This is a genomic window from Rathayibacter sp. VKM Ac-2928, assembly GCF_022815545.1.
GTDB lineage: Bacteria > Actinomycetota > Actinomycetes > Actinomycetales > Microbacteriaceae > Rathayibacter > Rathayibacter festucae.
On the sequence record NZ_JALGRU010000001.1, the window covers coordinates 572,478 to 590,254 of the forward strand.

Genomic DNA, 17,777 nt, shown 5'->3' on the forward strand with positions numbered 1-17,777 from the left:
GATGGCCGTCATCGCTCCGGTCGCGCCTGGTCTCGCCGCGCCGACGCTCCCTCGCCGCCGGGTGAAGGGCTCGTGGATCTTCCACGCGATCATGGCGCCGGTCGCGCTGCTCTGGGTGCTGCCGATGCTGTTCGTGCTCTTCGTGGCCGTCCGCAGCTTCGACGACATCACCGGCAACGGGCTCGGCGCCCTGCCGGCGAGCTTCAGCTTCGACGGCTTCGTCACGGTGTTCACGGCCGGGCTGGTCGGCGAGGCGCTGGTGAACAGCCTGATCGTCACGGTCTTCACCGTTTTCCTGTCGCTGCTGCTCGCCTCCTGGGCGGCGTTCGCGCTCAGCCGGTTCCACATCCCGTTCCGCCGGGGGATCCTGCTGCTCATGCTGGCGGGCAACCTGCTGCCCCCGCAGATCCTGCTGATCCCGGTCTCGCGGATCACCGAGAGCCTCGGCATCTACGACACGCTCTTCGCGCTGATCGTGGTGCAGGTCGGCTTCGGGCTCGGCTTCTACACCTTCGTGCTGCACGGCTTCATGCGGTCGATCCCGGCCGAGATCTTCGAGGCGGCGCAGGTCGACGGCGCGGGGGTGCTGCGCACCTACTGGCGGATCCTACTGCCGCTGTGCCGGCCGTCGCTCGCGGCGCTCGGCGCTCTCGCGACGACCTGGATCTGGAACGACCTGATCTGGGCGGTGACCGTGCTGCGGACCGAGACGAACTTCCCGATCACGGCGGCGCTGCTGAACATCCAGGGCGGTTACGTGAGTCAGTGGAACGTGGTCGCCTCGGGGGCGGTGGTCGCGGCGATCCCGACCGCGATCGTGTTCTTCGCGTTCCAGAAGCAGTTCGTCTCGGGGCTGATGGTGGGCTCGAGCAAGTAGACGCAAGTCACGAGGAGAGGGCCGGCTGTTCGCAGCCGGCCCTCTCCTCGTGTGCGCGGTGTGCGCGGCGCGTGACGCCCCCGCCCCCTCAGTCGCGGTGGAAGAGCAGCAGTGCGGGCAGGCTCGTCGCGAAGTAGTCGGTGGAGCCGTCCTCGAGGGTCGCCTGCGGGGCGTCGAAGCGGGGACGCGCCTCGCCGAGCGTCGACGGCGGCGTCGCCGGGTCGAGGCCGAGCGCGGCGCGGGCCGCGTCCCAGGCCGCGAGGGTGCGGCCCTCGCCGCCCTCCCACGGCTGGAAGCGGCGCGACTCGAGGAGCGACAGCGCCTCCTGGGCGCGCCCCGCCTCGATCAGCAGACCGGCGTACTCGACGGTCAGGTCGTCGCGGGAGAGCGTGAGGTCGTGCTCGTCCTCGAGGCGCTCCAGGCGGTCGGCGGCGGAGTGGCCCAGGCGGTCGGCGAGCTGGTCGAGCTCGTAGAGCAGGCGGGCGTCGCGCGGGGCGAGCTCGCGGGCGCGGAGGTAGTGCGCCCAGGCGGCGTCGTCGTCGGCCTCGTCGTTGTAGGCGGCGAGGCCCGCGTTGCGGTGGGTCACGGCGTCGGCGCCGCCGTCCGCGATCGCGCGGCGCCAGTGCTCGGCGGCCTCGGCGCGGCGGCCGGTGTCGTAGAGGAGCATGCCGAGCAGCGACCGCGCGGTGCTGTCGGCGGGGTCCGCCGCGACCACGGCGGTCAGCGCGTCGTGCGCGTCGAGGCCGGCGGGGAAGGCGCGGGTGAGGTCGAGCGCGCGGGTGTCGACGGGCTCGCCGAGCCGGGCCAGGAGGTAGGCGGCGATCGGCGCGGCGTTGCCCGCTCCCGAGGTGCCGGCGTTCCCGCCGGCGACGGCGCGGAGCAGTCGGCGGGCCTCGCCGGTCTCACCGAACGACGCGAGGTCGAGCGCGACGTCGATGCTCTCGTGCGCGTCGGCGGGGTCGGTGCCGGTGAGCGTGCGGGCGAGCTGGTCGAGCGGATCCAGGCGCAGGGTCTCGTGGAGGAACCGCTCGGCCTCGCCGACGCGGCCGAGCGCGCGGAGGCAGACCGCGCGCAGGGCACGGGCGCGGAGGTCGTCGGTGTCGAGACGCAGGGAGGTCGCGAGGTCCTCCAGCGCCGCGGCGTGGTCACCGGCGGCAGCGGAGAGCCTCGCGCTCTCGAACAGGGCGGCGCGCGCCCACTTCCCGTCCCAGGCGGCCTTGCCGAAGGCGGCGGCGGCCTCGGTCGTGCGGCCGAGGCGGCGCAGGATCAGCCCGCGCAGGTACAAGGCCTCGGTGTCGGCGGGGTTGCCGTTGCGGGCGGTGAGGCGCCGGATCGCGGAGTCGGCGTGGGTGAGCGCGTCGGCGTACTCGCCGCGGCGGTAGGCGTGGTCGGCGAGGGCGAGGTGCACTCGCGCGTCGCCGGGATCGCGGCGCAGCGCCTCCTCCCAGTAGGGCAGCGGCGAGCGGGTCGGGTGCCGGTACTGCGCGAGGTGGACGCCGACGAGGTACAGCTCGTCGACGGAGGCGGTCTCGGCGGGTGGCAGCGGCTCGGTCGCGATCTCCGGCTCGGCGTCGTCGAACTCGGCGGGCACCTCGTAATCGAGGAGGGTCGAGCCGTGCGCGACGACCGTGATGCGCAGACCCTCCGGGCCGGTGCGCGTGGTCGGCAGGTCGGCGAGCAGCGGCTGCCCGGGCTCGAAGTCGACGGTCCACTCGTGCAGGGCGGTGCCGTCGGCCCATAGCGTCACGGTCGCGGCGGGGATGCGACGGGTCGTCGCGACGCCCACGCGGAGGATCCCGGCCTCGACGTCGAGGTGCACCGCCGCGTCGCGGGTCGCCTGGTGCGCCACTCCGATGCCGCTGATCGGATACCAGTACTGCGAGAAGGTCTTGGTCTCGCCGGGCATCAGCCAGGAGAAGTCGGGCTGGTTGTCGGTGTAGACGCCCGCCATCAGCTCGACGTAGGGCCCGTCGGCGTCGGTGAGCTGGGCGTCCCAGGCGTGGCCGAACGGGGCGTCGCCCCAGGTCCACTGCTTCTTGCCGGGGGCGAAGCGGCGGTCGGCCCAGTGCACGAAGCCCGCTCCGGCGCGGTGGTCGTAGCCGCCGAAGAAGGAGTCGCCGGTGCGGACGACCATGTACGAGGTGGGGACCGGGATGTTGCGGTACCAGTCGATCCGGTCGGCGGGCGGGCCGTCCGGCGTCGGTCCGTCGCCGCGCTCGGCCGCGAGGGCGGGGTAGTCGACGCCGTAGTAGGGGCGGTCGGCCGCCGGGAAGGCGGTGATCGCGCGGCGGGCGTGGTCGGCGACGTAGCGGACGTCGCGCGGGAAGAACGACTGGTAGTCGTCGTGCACCCGCGCCGCGACGTTCGCCCACCAGAGGAAGGTGTGCCGCTCGCTGGTGCGGTTGTGCAGGCGTACGTCGAGCTCGACGAGGCTCGAGCCGGGGCGCAGGCGCACGCCGTGCAGGCCCTTCATCCGGCGGAACGGGTCGTGGTCGCTGCACCAGACGACGACCGAGCCGTCGTCGGCGCGCTCGAGGCTCCAGGCAGTGGGCAGGTAGGTGCCGGGGCGGTGGTGCTGCGGCCAGTTGAACTCGACACCGCCGCTGATCCACGGACCCGCGAGGCCGACGAGCGCCGGCTTGATGACGGTGTTGCGGTAGAAGAAGTCGTAGCCGGTGGTCTTGTCGTAGCCGGAGTAGATCCGGCCGCCGAGCTCGGGCAGGACGACGACCTGGACGAACTCGTTCTCGAGGACGACGACGCGCCACTCCTGGTCGACGGCCTCGGAGGCGATCCGGTCGATGAAGGGCAGCGGATACACCCGCCCGCTCGAGCCCTGGTAGACGCGGCGGTCGAGGAACATCGGCAGCTGCACCGGCTCCTCGGGGGTGTAGGTCGGGAGGGTGATCGTCGTCTCCCAGACGGCTGCCGCGCCCTGCGCGAGGAGGTCGGCCGCCGCAGGCGGGGGCGCGATGAGCTGCGAGGCTTCTGCAATGACTGCCATGGGTCGAGGGTACGGAGCGCGGCGCGCGTGGAGGAATGGGCGATCTGCCGCGTCACCTGGACGATTCGCGGGCGATCGATCCTCTTTCTGACTGCTCCACCGGGTATTCCATGCGGCGGCCTGAACGAACCTGCTCAGTCCGCATCGATTCCCCATCGGAACTCGGCGCGCTCGCCCGGCTCCAGCCAGCGGAGTCCCTCGCCCGAGTTCAGGGCGTCGGGCGGGGCGGTCATCGGCTCGATCGCGATCGCGGGCGGGCGCCGGTCGCGGTCGATGTAGAGCTGCAGGACGGTGAAGGACGCGTCCGCCCAGAGCGCGGTGCGGCCGTGGCCCGGGGCGCTGAGCTCGGCGCGGACCGTGCCGTCGGGGTCACGGTCGAGAGCGGTGAAGCTCGCGTGCCAGGGTGCGTCGCGCTCCGGGACGCCGGCGCGGAGATCGAAGGGCGTGCCCGCGACCGGGAGGCGCTCGCCGGTGGGGAGGTGGCGCTCGTCGAGGACGAGGCGCTCGCGGGCGGGGAGACGGAGGCGCGGCTCGGTCGCGTCGCCGACGCGGAGGTAGGGGTGGACGCCGAGCGCGACCGGGGCGCGCCGGTCCGACTCGTTGACGAGGACGTGGCGGGCGTCGATCCCGGCGGGGCGCAGCCGGTAGCGGACGCTGGTGGTGAGGGTGAAGGGGTAGCCGGGCGGGGAGTCGAGGCGGGCGTGCAGGACGACGCTGTCGGCGGTGCGCTCGCCGACGCGGTAGCGGGTCGTGGCGAGGAGGCCGTGGTTGGCCGAGTGCGTCGCCGGGTCGGTGATCGCGAGCTGCTGGACGGCGCCGTCGAGGAGCCAGCGGCCGTCGCGGACCCGGTTCGGCCAGGGGGCGAGCACCGCGCCCGCGGCGCCGGGCGGCTGGTCGCCGTCGTAAGGCTCGACGAGGGCGCGGCCGCGCACCACGAGGGTCCGGATGCTCGCGGCGACGGGGTTGATCGAGGCGCGGACGGAGCCGTCGGCGCTGACGAGCTCGATGTCGGGCATTCAGACGGCTCCGATCGGGTGCTCGAGAGAGCGCGCGGAGGGCATGCTCGCGAGTGTACGGGCGGCTCGCTCGGCGGGGTGGATCCCGGTGCGCCGAGCGCCTGCGTCTTTCGCAAGCACGGTGAGAGTCGTCCCGGTCCGCTTTCGGTGAAGAGAGCCTTCGTCCCGCGCACTGTTTCGCGCCAGAGCGGTCGAATCACTTGTCCAGGAGCGCGCATTGCAGTTTCATACCCGTATGGCGTCCGCAATGGAGATGGACGCGCTCATAGATGGAGTGACTGACATGAAGAATTCGACGAAAGCACTTGCGACCGGCGCTCTCGTGGCCGCACTGATGGTCGGAGCGACCGGCACTGCGTACGCCGGGACGCAGGACAGTACGTTCAACGAGACTCTGCCGACCTTCCAGATCCCCGGCTGGACGGACGACCAGCACAAGGAGATCTCGAACCGAGACGGACACGTCAGGGTCGGTTCCGTGGGGAGCGATTACGTAGTGGACGTCGAGATGTGCCAGAGCGTACTGCTGGTCTGCGGAACGAAGAGATTCGGGCTGAACGACAGGAGTACTGCCGACCTGCCGAACGGATTCGCCGCCGGTTCGAAGGTGAGGCTGCAGATGCGGGTGGGCGGCGGCGGCAACGTCGTGAAGGTGCAGGTGCAGGGGACGTGGCGAAGCAATTGATGCTTCGTCACGCTCGTGCTCGTCTCCGAGCACGCGATTCGAGCCCGATCGCGGCAGCTGAAAGAGGGTGGGGATACATATGGTCTTCGTCGGTCGCTCCCGTCGAGATCTGACGACGGCGATCAGACGGGAGCTTGTCCGAGGGCGATCTCCGTGGACTCTCTGCGCCGCAGCGGGGATAGTTCTCCTGCCGACTCTGCAAGGAGTCACCGAGACCGCCAACGCGCTTTTCCGAGACGAGGGCGACGTCCTGGTCTCTCTTCTCAATTCGCCCTTGGTCTATGTGTTCCCGTTGCTCGTCGCGCTAGTAGGCTCGCGTTCTCTTGCAGACGATATCGCGCGAAGATCGTTCGTGAACGAGCGGTACCGGCAGCCTTTCTCGGCGCTGCTGTCGGCGAAGATCGTTGCCGCTGCACTCGCTTCGGCGACGGTGTTCTTCCTGCTCGGAGGAATCGCCAACCTCATCGCAGCGGTCGTCTGGCCACTGATCGGGGATCCGGCGATCGATCCCTCTGGCTACCACCCTCTTGTGCCGTTCGAGCAACGGTTCACTTTCGCCGATCTCAGCGGTGGGAGCGTTCTGGTCTTCGGGCTGCTGATGTCGCTCTGGTTCGCTTTCGCGGCGGCGGTCTACTCGGTGCTCACGTCGGCGAGTCTGGTCCTCGTCCCGAACAGAGCCGTCGCCCTGCTTCTGCCGTTCGCGGCGTATTTTGCGATGACCGTCGTACTCTCCGTTCTCCACGAGCCGGCGTTGACGCCGCTGTACTCCGTCTTCCCCGCGGGTCTTCAGCAGTCTCCGTGGCTGGTCGCAGCGTCTCCGACGCTCGTCACGGCTGCAGTCGCGGCCGCGCTCTGGCTGTTCATCGTGCGGCGCCCGAGCGAGAGCAGGCACCTCCTGTGACGGGGCAGAGACTCACCGCGCTGGTCTTCCTGGCGCTCACCGGCGCCTATGCCCTGCACTCGCGCGTCTTCGAGGAGACAGCTACCGGTCGATCGCTGGGCGTCTGGGACCTCCTCATGGACCTGGCCGGCAATCCGTACTACCTCGGCTTCGTCGTCGTTCCGCTGTGGCTGGTGCTGTCGGCGCTGCGGGCGACCCGGACTGCCTCGCCCGGAGCGCTGCTCCGCCACGGGTCGCTCCTCCGAGCCTGGGGCGGGACCCTCACGGGCCTGGCGACGCTGTACGCGAAGGCGGCGGCGGCTGCCCTCGCCGTCTGCCTTGTCTGCGGTGCGGGTCTGCAGCCGACGTCGTTCGCGCCTCCGGAGAGCGTCGCCGCCGTCTTCCGAGCGCACGGCTTCGCTCCGGTCGCGGCCTTGATCGCGCAGGTCGGCCTCCTCGGAGCGTCGCTCTGCGCGACGGCCGCTGACGTGGTATCCGTCCGCCTGCTCTCCGGCAGGGCCGCCGCTGCCTGGGCGTCGGCCGGCGGGCTCTTCCTCTGGGTCGTCCTCTCGGTGCTCGCTGTCGTTCCGCCGAGTGCGCCCCTCAGCGCGGCCGCCTTCCTCGACGTGGCGGTCGGACTGGAGAGGACCTCCCTTGTCGGGACGGCATCGAGGTCGATGATCGTCCTCCTCGGCGTCGGACTGGTGGTGCGGCTCGCCGCGCGGGCCTCGAGCCATGAGGACCGGGTCGCCGTCTCCGCTCTCCTGGCCGTCTCGGCGCTGCTCGTCCTCTTCTCCTTCCTCGAGGCGTCCGCCGGCCGGGACCTGCTCGAGGTCGCTGGTCTCCTGGTGCCGAGTCCGCTCGGATCGATCGCGGAGTCGATGCAGTACCTGCTCGTCTTCCTCCCGTTCCTCCTGGCCGGCATGATCGGCCGGGGGTCGCCTCACCTCAGCGCGAGCATCACGAGCTCATCAGAGTCGGGAGCCGGGCGGCCCGGCTGCGGCGCGAGGTCGTCCGGAACTCGGCCGGTTCGTTCGCGGCGTGGACGGTCGCGGCTCTGCTCGTGCTCGCCGGCGTCCTCTGCGCGGCCCGGGGAATCGTCCCGCCCTCGCCGGAGTGGATCGCGGCGGCGGGTGTGGTCGCCGCGGGAGGAGTGTGCGCGGCCCTGTACTGCAGCGTCGGGGTCGTCCTGCGCTGCTCGCTCTCGAGTGTTCAGCCGAGGTTCGTCGCCGTGTGCCTCTTCGCCGTCGCCGTCGTCCTGTCCCGCTCGATCTCCCCTCACAACCCGTTCCTCCTCGGCGGACTCGCCGACGACGGCCTGGGCGATGACCGGATCCCTCTGCGGATCGCCGTCCTCGTGGCGTCCCTGCTCGCCCTGTTGCCGCTGGGAAGCGTCGGCTTCCTCGCCCGCACTGCACGAAGAAAGGTCGTGGTCCGGTGGATGTGATCACCCTCGCCGAGGTCGGCAAGAGCTTCGGCCGGAAGGAGATCCTGCGGGACGTGTCCCTCCGGATCGAGGACGGGCGGACCTACGGCCTCGTCGGACCGAACGGCGCCGGCAAATCGGTGCTGCTGCTCCTGATGTGCGGTCTGCTGCGACCCTCGAGCGGCACCGTGGCGATCGATCCGGCCTACCTCTCCCGGGGTCGGGACTACCCCGATCGATTCGGCGTCTCGATCAATGGCCCGGGCTACCTGGCCGGCAGGAGCGCTCGCCAGAACCTCGCCGACCTCGCCGCCATCCGCAAGCAGGTGGGCGAGGACCGCATCGACGAGGTCCTCGAGCAGGTCGGTCTCTCGCCGACGTCGCCGCTGAAGGCGCGGAACTTCTCGCTGGGCATGCTGCAGAAGCTCTCGCTCGCGCAGGCGCTGCTCGAGCACCCCGCCGTCCTCCTGCTCGACGAGCCGTTCAACGCCCTGGACGCGGAATCGGTCGAGCGCCTGCGCGAGATCCTCGTCGCCGAGAAGGCGAAGGGCACGACCATCGTGTTCACCAGTCATCGCGACAGCGACATCGAGATGCTCAGCGATGAGGTGCTGAGGGTCGAGGGCGGCCGGGTGACGAACGGCTGACGACCGTCCGATCGTCGCGCAGCTCGGACGGCGCGTCCTTCAGGCCCGGCGTCCGAATCCGGGTCGGCTAGGACCGCAGGATCGCCTCGAGCTCGGCGACGACGAGGTCGGGCCGGGAGAGGAAGGGGTGGTGGCCGGTCGGCAGGTCGATCGAGCGGTTGGCGCGCTCGGCGTGGAGGCGCTGGAGGCCGACCGAGGTGCTGCGGTCCTCGGTGCAGACCAGGTAGGAGGAGTCGACGCCCTGCCAGCCAGCCACGGAGGTCGGGGTGGTGAAGGCGGCGATCGACTGGGTGGTGACCCGCTCCCAGGCGGCGCGCTGGGTGCTCTCGTCGGCGTCCTGGAGGAAGCGGCTGCCGAAGGAGGCGGCGTCGTAGCCGGCGACGCCGAGCGTGCCGTCGTCGCCGGGGGTGATCGAGACGGGGTCCGTCTCACCGCTCATGATGTCGCCCTGCGCCGAGCCGATGTCGGGGAGGTAGGAGGATATGTAGACGAGGTGGGCGACGGCGGCGTGCGCGCCGGCCTCGGCGATGACGGTGCCGCCGTAGGAGTGGCCGACGACGATCGCCTCGTCGTCATCGACGTCGTCGAGTGCGGTGCGCAGGGCGGCGGCGTCCTCGACCAGGCCTGCGCCCGCGCGGTCAGCCGCTGACTCGCCGCAGGAGGGCAGGGCGACGGCGCGGCTCGCGACACCGGTGCGCTCGAGGAGCAGCTCGGCGGTGCGGTGCCACCACCAGTCGCCGTCGCGGACCAGGGCGCCGTGCACGAAGAGCAGTTCCATGGCAGGAGTCTGCCCGCGATCCTCCGGCGGCGCCTCCCCGGAGGACCCGAGTCCGCTGACAGCGGAGCGCGGGGGCGATCCCGGGTCGGAGCGGGCGCTCTCGGCTTCCCGAGGGCGTTCCACCGGGCTTCGCTCAGGAGGGCCCGCCACTATCGAACCTGTTACCCGACGGAAGGTCCCCTGTGAGCACTCTCAAGCGCATCCTCAGCATGGCGTCGAAGGCGCTCGACTCCAAGAGCTCGTCGAGCTCCTCCTCGCGCCCCGCGACCGGTGGCGGCACGGACTGGCGCGACATGGTCCGCTCGGCCGCGAACGCAGTGACGGGCGACTCCCGACCCGCGTCCTCGAGCACGGCCGCCTCGAACGCCTCGGCGCCCCGCACACCCACCCCCGCCTACGGCTCGCCGCACCCCTCGGCCCGCCCGCAGGACGCCCGGCCCGCCGCCGTCGCGCCGGAGGACCGCGCGGCGATCGCCCGCTACGACTACCTCCTCCGCACCGCCGACCCCGAGCAGCTGGAGCAGGTGCACCGCGACGCGTTCGCCAAGCTGACCCCCGCGCAGCGCGCCCAGGTCGAGGGGCGCCTGCGCGACGAGCTGCCCGCGAACGAGCAGCCGCGCTCCTCCGCCCCGGACGACCTCGCCCGGGCGGCGACGCGCGGCGAGGCGCACAACCCCGGCTTCCTCAAGAGGATGTTCTCCAAGCCGGGCACGAAGGGCGCGCTGGCCGGTGCCGGAGTCGGCGCGGTCGCCGGCGTCGGCCTGGGAGCCGCGGGCGGACTGCTCGCGGCGGTCGCGGGCGGCGCGGTGCTCAGCAGTGTCGCCGGTCCGCTGCTCGCTCAGGCGGCGGGCATGGGGGTCGACTTCGAGAACTTGGCCGGCGGGCTGGGCGAGTTCGGCGATCTGGGCGAGTTCGGCGACATCACCGGCGGCGCGGGCGAGTTCGTCTCCGGCGCCGGCGAGCACGTGTCGGGGCTCGGCGAGCAGGTCTCGGACTTCGGCTCCACCTTCGAGATGCCCGATCTCGGCGGGCTCGGGAACCTCTTCGACCGCTGAGTCAGCGGGCGCGGCGCCGCACGAGGAGTGCGAGCGCCGTGCCCACCACTCCCAGCAGCGCGAGCGCGGCGCCGGTGATCGCGACGGCGGTGGTCGACCAGTCGGGCGCGGAGTCGACGACGGTGAGGTCGAGCAGCTCCCAGCGGCAGGTGCCGCCGAGCGGCCACCAGGACCAGGAGCCGGCGACGAGCGAGCCCTCCTCGGCGGGGACGCGGCTGACGCCGTTGAGGCAGACGTCGTCGAAGCCCTGCGCGGCGAGGGTCGAGTACTGCAGGGCGACCAGCCCGAGGAGGGCGAGGCCGACGACCAGCGCCGTGAGTGCGGTCAGCAGTGCCACGCGGCGCGGGGTGAGGAAGCGGCGTCTCGCGGGGGCGGGGGTCGGCGCGCTCATCCGTCGATGGTGTCATGCGGCGGCTGGGAGGCGGGTACGTCGTGCAGGTGGCTGTTCGTTCTGCAGGTGATCCTGAGGCGAGAGCGCGTTCCGCCGCGTGGCGGTCTCCGGAGACCGCCGATCACCTGCAGATCGAACCGGTGGTGGTCGGGCGGAGGCGGTCGAACGGGGCTCAGAGCCGCTGGCCCGCGAGCCTGAGCGTGACCGCGAGCAGCAGCGCCGCCGCCGCCAGGCCGACCGCGAGGAGGAAGATCCGCGGGTCGTAGCCGGTGACCGCGAGGGGCAGCAGGGCGCCGAGGACGGTGCCGATCTGCACGACGGCCATGTAGGCGCTCGCCCCGGCGCCGGGTCCGCCGCCGCTGGTCCGCTCGAGCAGGAGCAGGCCGATGCTCTGGTAGCCGGCGGCCGCGACCGCGTAGACCGCCTGCGAGAGGAGCAGCGCGAGATAGGACTGGGTGCCCGCGAGGATCGAGAACGCCAGCACCCCTGCGAGGGCGACGACGGCGAGGGTGAGCACGCTGCCGCGGGCCGAGCTGAGCCGGGTCAGCGCGGGCAGTGCGACGAGCTCGAGGACCGCCGACGCGAGCAGCACCGGCGGAACGTGCGCGGCGGGGACGCCGGAGGAGACGGCGAAGAGCGGCAGATAGATCGCTCGGAGGGTGTCGACCGACTTCAGCAGGGCGACCAGGGCCAGGGCCGCGAGGAAGACGAGGGCGAGGCGCGGGCGAGCCGCGGCGGAGGCGACGCGGGCCTCCGGCTCCACTGCGGGGGTCGACGGGCAGCCGGTCGCGCAGACGGTCGTCAGCACGGCCGCGGCGGCCGCGGCGAGCAGGGGATCGAGACCCGCCTGCGCGAGCAGGGCGTAGAGGATCAGGCCGAGGATGTAACCGGAGATCAGTACCGCGCGCATCCGGGCGATCGACGACTCCTGAGTGTCACCGCGACCCTGCGCGGCGACGCGGCCGAAGAGCTGGGGCACGAGGGTGCTGACGAACAGCATCAGCGCGCCGCCCAGGTAGAGCACGAGGACGTGGCCGCCGCTGGCGCGCACGAGCAGGAGCCCGGCCGGGACCGCGAGCGAGGTCGCGAGCAGGGCGGACCGCGGGTAGCCGGCCCGGCGGATCCGCGGCACGAGGAGGGTGTTGTAGCCGATCGCGATCGCGGCGTTCACGACGAAGAAGACCGCGATCTGCACCTTGGCGAGTCCGGCGGCGTTCAGCGCGACGGGCACGCCGACCGCGGTGATGCCGCCGAAGACCGCGTTGCTGAGCAGTGCGCCTGCGAGGGGCCGGGGGAGCCGGGGCGCTGCGGCCGCCGTCGTCGGGAGGGGGTCGCTCGTCACTCGCACTCCTCCGGGCGCGCCCGGATCCCCTCGACGCGGCGGGACCGGGGTCCGCAGCCGTGCTCGGGGATCCTCCGATCGGCCGGTGCCGACCCTCGGCTCGGGAGGAGACGCTAGCCGCGACCGCATCTTGCTCGGAGGCCGCTGGCGCGGGAGACGCGGTCGCCGCGTGCCTCGAGGTGCACCGCCGCGGCGCCGGACACGGCGGAACGGCGACTGCGAGGATGCTCAGAGCATCGGCGACGTACCCTCGGACGCATGGGGTTTCTGTTCTCGCTGCTGACCGTCGTGCTGATGGTGCTGGCGCTCGTGGATGTCGTGCGTCAGCCGGACAACGTGGTCCGCAATCTGCCCAAGATCGTCTGGATCCTGCTGATCGTCTTCATCCCGCTGATCGGCGTGACGATCTGGTTCCTGCTCGGGCACGACTGGAAGAAGGGCGAGGGCGCGTCCTTCGTCCCGGGTGGGCGCACCCGCCGGCCCCGCCGCTCCAAGACGCCGCCGCCGCCGACCATGGTGGTGCGGCCGCCGACGAAGAGCACGGAGGAGCAGCTCGCCGATCTCGAGCGCGAGGAGGCGCACTACGCGCGGCTCGCCGAGGAGCAGCGGCGACTCCGCGAGGGCGAGCGGCCGCAGGACGCCTGAGGCGCCGAGCGGCCGCGCCGGGCGCTAGCCCGCGGCTCCGAAGTTCGACGCCGTCCACTGCACCGAGGCGATCTTCGCCTGGCCCGCGATGCTGGGGTGGAAGTAGTCGGTGGTGCCGATCAGCGCCTTGGTGACGGGCGTCGCGGTGAGCGCGCCGCCGTCGTAGTCGCAGAGGGTGCCTGCGGCGGTGCACGCCTGCTGCAGGGCGGCGTTGTACTGCGTCGTCCGGGTCTTCGCGGCGGTGGCGGAGGCCGAGGCGGCGGTGCTGCTGAGGCGACCGCCGGTCGCGCTGACGCCGCGGGTGGTGCGGCAGAGGTTGCCGGAAGACCAGATCACGGCTCCGAAGCCGCCCTTGACGACGGCCCACTCGGCGGCCACGTTCGGCATCGAGGAGAGGACGATCTTCGCGGCGGGCCAGGTGCTGCGGATCTTCGTGATCGCGGCGCTCGCTCCGGTGCTGAAGGCAGCGGCCGTGGTCATCGTGTAGCCGTCGGCGGCGACCGGGTTCTTCGCGGAGCAGAGGTCGTTGCCGCCGATCAGCAGGGTGACGACGTCGGGGCGGACGCCGGCGGCGACGGCGGCGTCGATCCGCGCGGGGACGCCGGCGATCAGGTCGCCGGTCTGCGCGTAGTTCGCGGTGGTCACCGTGGTGCCCGGGTTCGCGGTGCGCAGGCGGCTGGCGAAGGAGTTGACGGTCGCGTTCGTGCCGGTGGACCAGTTGTTGCGCGGGCAGTCCGCGAACTGGCCGCAGGTGCCGTAGGCCTGGGTGATCGAGTCGCCGAGGCTGAGCACGGACAGGGTCGGGGTCGCGGCGGAGGCGGCGCCCGCGGGCACCACCGCCGCGGCCAGGGCGAGCGCGGCACCGACGGCGAGGGCGCGTACGCGGCGGCTCCCGATGCGGCGCGGGCGGAGGGAGGTGGGGAGGCGCATGAGGGGAACCGCTCTCGGTCGGGGGACGGCGGTGGGGGCCGCCGATCCTGACGTTAGGCCTGCGGGGTCACCGGCGGTCCTGCGCGCGTGGCCCCAGAACGGGGCCCGCCGAGCCCTGCCCTGTCAGCCGGGACGGTCGCCGATCAGCCGCACCCGGCTGAGCGCCCAGACGAGGGCACCGGAGAGGACGAACGCGACCGCGACGATCAGCACCGCGATCGCGACCGCGCCGTAGCCGTTCGCGGGGTCGAGGAACGGGTACGGGACCCAGCCGTCGGTCGCGCCGCGGACGAGGACGACCACCAGCCAGACGATCGGATAGACGGTGACGACCCAGAGGCGGCGCCAGGGCAGGGCCGGCCGATCGGCGACGAGCAGCCAGTCGAGCAGTCCGTAGATCGGGAAGACCACGTGCAGCACCGTGTTGGCCCAGGGCAGCGTCACGCCCCCCGCCGTGCCGATGAGCAGGGTGTTGTAGACGATGCCGACGACGAGGATCCAGCTCGTCGCCGCTCCTCGGACGAGCGTCAGCAGCGGTCCCTGCGGTCGGTCGCCGAGCGCGACCGCCGCGGTGATCAGGAGCACGATCGCCAGGAGGATGTTGCCCTGGATCGTGAAGTAGCCGAAGAAGTTGACCGGCACGATCGGCGTCCGCGAGGCGGTGTCGAGGGCGGTGCCGACGACGGCCGCGAGGACCGTCAGGGCGACGACGAGGCGCAGGACGGCGACCGGGATCCGGGTCGCGCGCGTCCCGAGGGCGGGGGAGGGCGGCGTCATCGCACGAGCGTAGCGAGCGCGGGGCCGGGGCGCGCCCGGCGGGTAGCCTGATCCGATGCTCACCATCGGTGTCGACCTGGCCGCGGAGCCCGTGCGGACGGCGGTCGCCGCGCTGGAGTGGGGCGGCGGCGGGGCGGTCGTCCGCTCGCTGGTGCTCGGCGCCTCCGACGACGACGTCGTCGCCGCGTCCCGGGAGGCGACGACGATCGGCATCGACTGCGCGTTCGGCTGGCCGCTGGAGTTCGCGGCGTTCGTCTCGGCTCACACCCGCCGGGAGGTCAGTGCGCCGCGGACGCTCGCCGGGCGCGACTGGCGGCGACGGCTCGCCTACCGGGAGACCGACCGCGCCGTTCAGAAGGTGACGAAGAGATGGCCGCTGAGCGTGTCGACCGATCGGCTCGGCATGACGGCGATGCGCTGCGCCGAGCTGCTGGACGCCTTCGCGGCGACAGGGGAGGACGTCGACCGCTCCGGGGGAGGCAGGCTCGTCGAGGCGTATCCCGCGGCCGCGCTCCGGCTCTGGGGAGTCGACACCACCGGCTACAAGACGCGGCCCGAGGCGGTGGCGCTCGCCGTCGAGGCGCTGCGCCGGGCGGCGCCGTGGCTGGTGCTGCCGGCGGATGCGGCGGCGCTGATGGCGCGCTCGGACGACGCCTTCGATGCGGTGATCGCGGCGCTGAACGCCCGGGCGCACGCCCTCGGACGGACGGTGCCGGTGCCGGAGGAGCTTCGGGAGGCCGCGCAGGCCGAGGGCTGGATCGCCCTGCCGACCTGCGGGCTGGACGAGCTCGTCGGCTGAGGCGTCAGGCGGACAGCTTGCGGTCGGCGGCCGAGGTGACAGCCTCGGCGGCGCGCTCGGCCTCCTCGACGGTGGCGAAAGGCCCGGTGAAGGCCCCGGTCAGGACGGCTCGTCCGGGTTCGATCTCGAGTCGGAAGCGGGGCAGCTCCGCCCCGGGAACGACGACGATCCGGACTCCGTTGCGACTCCATCGTGCGGGCTGAAGAATGGGGATCTGGGTCATTGGTGCTCTTTCGCGTGCATCGTGCTCGGAAGGCTTCCGCCTCGACCGTGCGTCCTCACGCTAGGTCCGCGGGTGTCCTTCCCGAACGGGGTTGACCTCCCAGGTGCGTGGAGGTAGTCACCGACGGGACACCGTGTCCTGCCTCTCGGCGGCGAGGGCGGACTCGAGCTCGGCGTCGAGGGAGCAGTCCTCGTCCGGCTCGCCGCGACGGGGGAGCGGGGCGGTGAGACCGCGCTGCACGCGGAACCGGTGACCGAGCACGATCCCGACGAGCGCTACCAGGAAGACGGCCAGACCGGTTCCCGCGATCGGGATCGCGACCGTGCCGAGCGCGCCCGGGACGGCGTCTCCCTCGTCGGTGACGGTGAGGGTGACGCGGATCGACTCCGGGACGCCCTGGGCGTCCTGCTCCCGCGCGATCCGGTCGAGGAGGGCCGTGGTGGCGGTGCGGGAGAGCTCGACGGCGCGGGCGGGATCGAACGAGGTTCCGATCACCGAGAGGAACGGCAGGGTGAAGCGGCCGCCGTTCGACTCGTCGCCGCGCGGCTGGGTGGTGCGGCGGACGGCGCCGACGCCGTCGCCCTCCTCGAGCGGACCGGCCTGCTCGGCGACGGTGGCGCGCACCTCCTCGCCGCTGGCGAGGTAGGCGTAGATCACGGCGGTGCTGCTGAGGTCGCTGACCTGGTCGTCCTCGACGCCGGGGACGCGCTCGACCCCGGGGATCTGCGCGGCGTAGGGGTTCTTCGGGCCGCCGCCGAGCAGCACGGTGACGGCGGCGCTGTGCTCGCGGTCGCCGCGGAGGGTGAGCCCCTCGTCGGTGACGGTGAAGTGCACGGCGGTCGCGACGATCACCGCGAGGACGGCGCTCGCGACGACGAGGAGCTTGCAGCGCCAGAGGACGAGGAGGTAGGTCGGCATTTCCACTGCGTCAGCGTGACCGGCGGGACCTTTCGCCAGCCTGAACAGCCTCGGTGTCCTGCGGTCAGCCGGGAGCCGGCAGGCGGATCTCGAGCCGCGCGCCGCCGAGCGGGGAGTCGAGCAGGCGCGCCGTGCCGCCGCCCGCCCGCGCCGCTTCGGCGACGATCGCGAGGCCGAGGCCCGAGCCGCCGGTGTCGCGGGCGCGGGCGTCGTCGCGGCGCTCGAAGCGGAGGAAGACCCGCTCGCGGTCCTCGGCCGGCACGCCCGGGCCGTCGTCGTCGACGCGCAGGACCGCGGTGCCGTCCTCCTCGCGCACGGTGAAGGCGACGACGCCCGCCGCGTGCCGCCGGGCGTTCTCGGCGGCGTTGCGCACGGCGCTGTGCAGCAGCGGCTCGTGCCCGTGCACCTGGGCCGGTCCGACGTCCTCGGTGCGCACGTCGACGCCCAGCGCGCGCAGCCGCGCGGCCTCGGCGAGCACGAGGTCGTCGAGGTCGACGTCCTGCTCGGCTCCCTCGTCGCGCTCGTCCACTCGGGCCAGCAGCAGGAGGCTCGCGACGAGGTGCTGCATCCGCTCGCCCTCGTCCTCGACGACCCGGGCGAGGTCCGCCAGCGGGACCGCCTCCGGATGCCGCAGGGCGACCTGGGCGTGCTGCCGGACGGCCGCGACCGGGGAGCGCAGCTCGTGCGAGGCGTTGGAGACGAAGCGGCGCTGGGCGGCCTGCGAGCGCTCGAGGCGGTCGAGCAGGCCGTTCATCGTGCGGGCCAGGCGGGCGAGCTCGTCGCGGCCGGGCGGCTCCTGGACGCGGCGCCGGAGGTCGGCGGCCTCGATCGCCTCGACGTCGGCGCGGATCCGCTCGACCGGCCGGAGCGAGCGGCCGACGACGAACCAGACCAGCGCTCCGACCACCGCCGTGACGAGCGGGACGGCGACCGCGAGAAGCCGGACGGCCGAGCCCGCCGCATCGTCGGCGCCGGCGAGGGTGCGCGCGACGACGACCGTCTCGCCCGGGTCGCCGCCGAGCTGGAGGCTCTCGGAGCCGACGACGAAGCGGGCGCCGTCGATCGAGGTGATCTGCGGCTCGTCGGAGACCGGCAGCGGCACGGCGTAGACGAAGTCGTCGTCCGCGACCGCGACGACGGAGCCCTCCCGCTGCAGCTGGATGACGACCTCGTCGGTGTTGAACGGCGGCAGACGCCCGGCGCTCTCGGTGTCGGTGGCGATCTGGCGGGCCTGCTGGTTCGCGGTGAACGCCTCGGCGTCGACGAGGGACTGCTCCAGCAGGGCGGTGAAGGCGACGGAGCCGGCGACCAGCACGGCGAGGATCGCGGCGGAGACCAGGGCGGTCAGCCGCACGCGGATGCTCCAGGGCGGGCGGGGAGCCAT

19 protein-coding genes are annotated in these 17,777 nt (G+C 72.7%); 8 read left to right on the forward strand and 11 right to left on the reverse strand.

The features are described from left to right. Position 1 precedes the first annotated feature (1 nt). The gene (locus MT350_RS02785) at positions 2–877 is read left to right on the forward strand and encodes a carbohydrate ABC transporter permease (RefSeq protein ID WP_185019943.1); all 876 of its coding nucleotides are present in this window, start codon (positions 2–4) and stop codon (positions 875–877) included. Positions 878–965: 88 nt separating this feature from the next. Here the strand turns inward: MT350_RS02785 and MT350_RS02790 are convergent, their stop codons facing one another. Together MT350_RS02790 and MT350_RS02795 are read right to left on the reverse strand one after the other, a co-directional pair. Further along, a complete protein-coding gene (locus MT350_RS02790) occupies positions 966–3,881 on the reverse strand; it encodes a DUF5107 domain-containing protein (RefSeq protein WP_243615340.1) in 2,916 nt (971 codons plus the stop codon). A 134-nt stretch (positions 3,882–4,015) separates the two neighbouring features. Continuing rightward, complete coding sequence (locus MT350_RS02795) at positions 4,016–4,897, reverse strand: galactose mutarotase (protein ID WP_243598759.1); 882 nt, start codon at positions 4,895–4,897, stop codon at positions 4,016–4,018. Between the two features lie 247 nt (positions 4,898–5,144). On the opposite strand from MT350_RS02795, the gene MT350_RS02800 reads away from it, so the two are divergent. Both MT350_RS02800 and MT350_RS02805 read left to right on the forward strand, forming a co-directional pair. After that, positions 5,145–5,582 carry a hypothetical protein gene (locus tag MT350_RS02800; RefSeq protein WP_243615341.1) on the forward strand — a complete coding sequence of 146 codons (438 nt, stop codon included), beginning with the start codon at positions 5,145–5,147 and terminating at the stop codon, positions 5,580–5,582. Between the two features lie 79 nt (positions 5,583–5,661). Next, positions 5,662–6,483, forward strand: coding sequence for a hypothetical protein (locus MT350_RS02805; RefSeq protein WP_243615342.1), 822 nt, complete (start codon positions 5,662–5,664; stop codon positions 6,481–6,483). Between the two features lie 139 nt (positions 6,484–6,622). Here the strand turns inward: MT350_RS02805 and MT350_RS02810 are convergent, their stop codons facing one another. Beyond that, a complete protein-coding gene (locus tag MT350_RS02810) occupies positions 6,623–7,387 on the reverse strand; it encodes a hypothetical protein (RefSeq protein WP_243615343.1) in 765 nt (254 codons plus the stop codon). Positions 7,388–7,525: 138 nt separating this feature from the next. On the opposite strand from MT350_RS02810, the gene MT350_RS02815 reads away from it, so the two are divergent. Together MT350_RS02815 and MT350_RS02820 are read left to right on the forward strand one after the other, a co-directional pair. Further along, positions 7,526–7,909, forward strand: a complete 384-nt coding sequence (locus tag MT350_RS02815; protein WP_243615344.1) for a hypothetical protein — start codon at positions 7,526–7,528, stop codon at positions 7,907–7,909. Next, positions 7,900–8,535: an ATP-binding cassette domain-containing protein gene (locus tag MT350_RS02820; protein ID WP_133960526.1), complete on the forward strand. Its 636-nt coding sequence runs from the start codon at positions 7,900–7,902 to the stop codon at positions 8,533–8,535. Before MT350_RS02815 ends, MT350_RS02820 begins: the two co-directional genes overlap by 10 nt. A 67-nt stretch (positions 8,536–8,602) precedes the next feature. Here the strand turns inward: MT350_RS02820 and MT350_RS02825 are convergent, their stop codons facing one another. Further along, complete coding sequence (locus MT350_RS02825) at positions 8,603–9,313, reverse strand: alpha/beta hydrolase (protein ID WP_243615345.1); 711 nt, start codon at positions 9,311–9,313, stop codon at positions 8,603–8,605. A 182-nt stretch (positions 9,314–9,495) separates the two neighbouring features. Between MT350_RS02825 and MT350_RS02830 the strand changes: the two genes are divergently transcribed. Continuing rightward, positions 9,496–10,368: a cation-transporting ATPase gene (locus tag MT350_RS02830; RefSeq protein WP_243598763.1), complete on the forward strand. Its 873-nt coding sequence runs from the start codon at positions 9,496–9,498 to the stop codon at positions 10,366–10,368. A 1-nt stretch (position 10,369) separates the two neighbouring features. Here MT350_RS02830 and MT350_RS02835 read toward each other — a convergent pair whose 3' ends face one another. Together MT350_RS02835 and MT350_RS02840 are read right to left on the reverse strand one after the other, a co-directional pair. After that, complete coding sequence (locus MT350_RS02835) at positions 10,370–10,759, reverse strand: hypothetical protein (RefSeq protein ID WP_243598764.1); 390 nt, start codon at positions 10,757–10,759, stop codon at positions 10,370–10,372. Between the two features lie 172 nt (positions 10,760–10,931). Then, entirely contained in the window at positions 10,932–12,101 is a 1,170-nt protein-coding gene (locus tag MT350_RS02840; protein ID WP_243598765.1) for a hypothetical protein, read from the reverse strand. Between the two features lie 258 nt (positions 12,102–12,359). Between MT350_RS02840 and MT350_RS02845 the strand changes: the two genes are divergently transcribed. Continuing rightward, positions 12,360–12,746 (forward strand): PLD nuclease N-terminal domain-containing protein, encoded by a 387-nt coding sequence (locus MT350_RS02845; RefSeq protein WP_123445203.1) that lies wholly within the window; start codon positions 12,360–12,362, stop codon positions 12,744–12,746. 24 nt (positions 12,747–12,770) lie between these two features. Here MT350_RS02845 and MT350_RS02850 read toward each other — a convergent pair whose 3' ends face one another. Then, entirely contained in the window at positions 12,771–13,676 is a 906-nt protein-coding gene (locus tag MT350_RS02850; protein WP_243598766.1) for a GDSL-type esterase/lipase family protein, read from the reverse strand. Between the two features lie 123 nt (positions 13,677–13,799). After that, on the reverse strand, positions 13,800–14,453 hold the full coding sequence (locus MT350_RS02855; protein ID WP_243598767.1) for a Pr6Pr family membrane protein: 654 nt from the start codon (positions 14,451–14,453) through the stop codon (positions 13,800–13,802). A gap of 55 nt (positions 14,454–14,508) precedes the next feature. On the opposite strand from MT350_RS02855, the gene MT350_RS02860 reads away from it, so the two are divergent. Further along, complete coding sequence (locus MT350_RS02860; protein ID WP_243598768.1) at positions 14,509–15,252, forward strand: DUF429 domain-containing protein; 744 nt, start codon at positions 14,509–14,511, stop codon at positions 15,250–15,252. A gap of 4 nt (positions 15,253–15,256) precedes the next feature. Here the strand turns inward: MT350_RS02860 and MT350_RS02865 are convergent, their stop codons facing one another. From MT350_RS02865 to MT350_RS02875, 3 genes are all read right to left on the reverse strand, one after another. Further along, the gene (locus MT350_RS02865; RefSeq protein WP_243615346.1) at positions 15,257–15,475 is read right to left on the reverse strand and encodes a hypothetical protein; all 219 of its coding nucleotides are present in this window, start codon (positions 15,473–15,475) and stop codon (positions 15,257–15,259) included. 117 nt (positions 15,476–15,592) lie between these two features. Then, positions 15,593–16,393, reverse strand: a complete 801-nt coding sequence (locus MT350_RS02870) for a hypothetical protein (protein WP_243598769.1) — start codon at positions 16,391–16,393, stop codon at positions 15,593–15,595. 64 nt (positions 16,394–16,457) lie between these two features. Then, on the reverse strand, positions 16,458–17,777 hold the full coding sequence (locus MT350_RS02875) for a HAMP domain-containing sensor histidine kinase (RefSeq protein WP_243598770.1): 1,320 nt from the start codon (positions 17,775–17,777) through the stop codon (positions 16,458–16,460).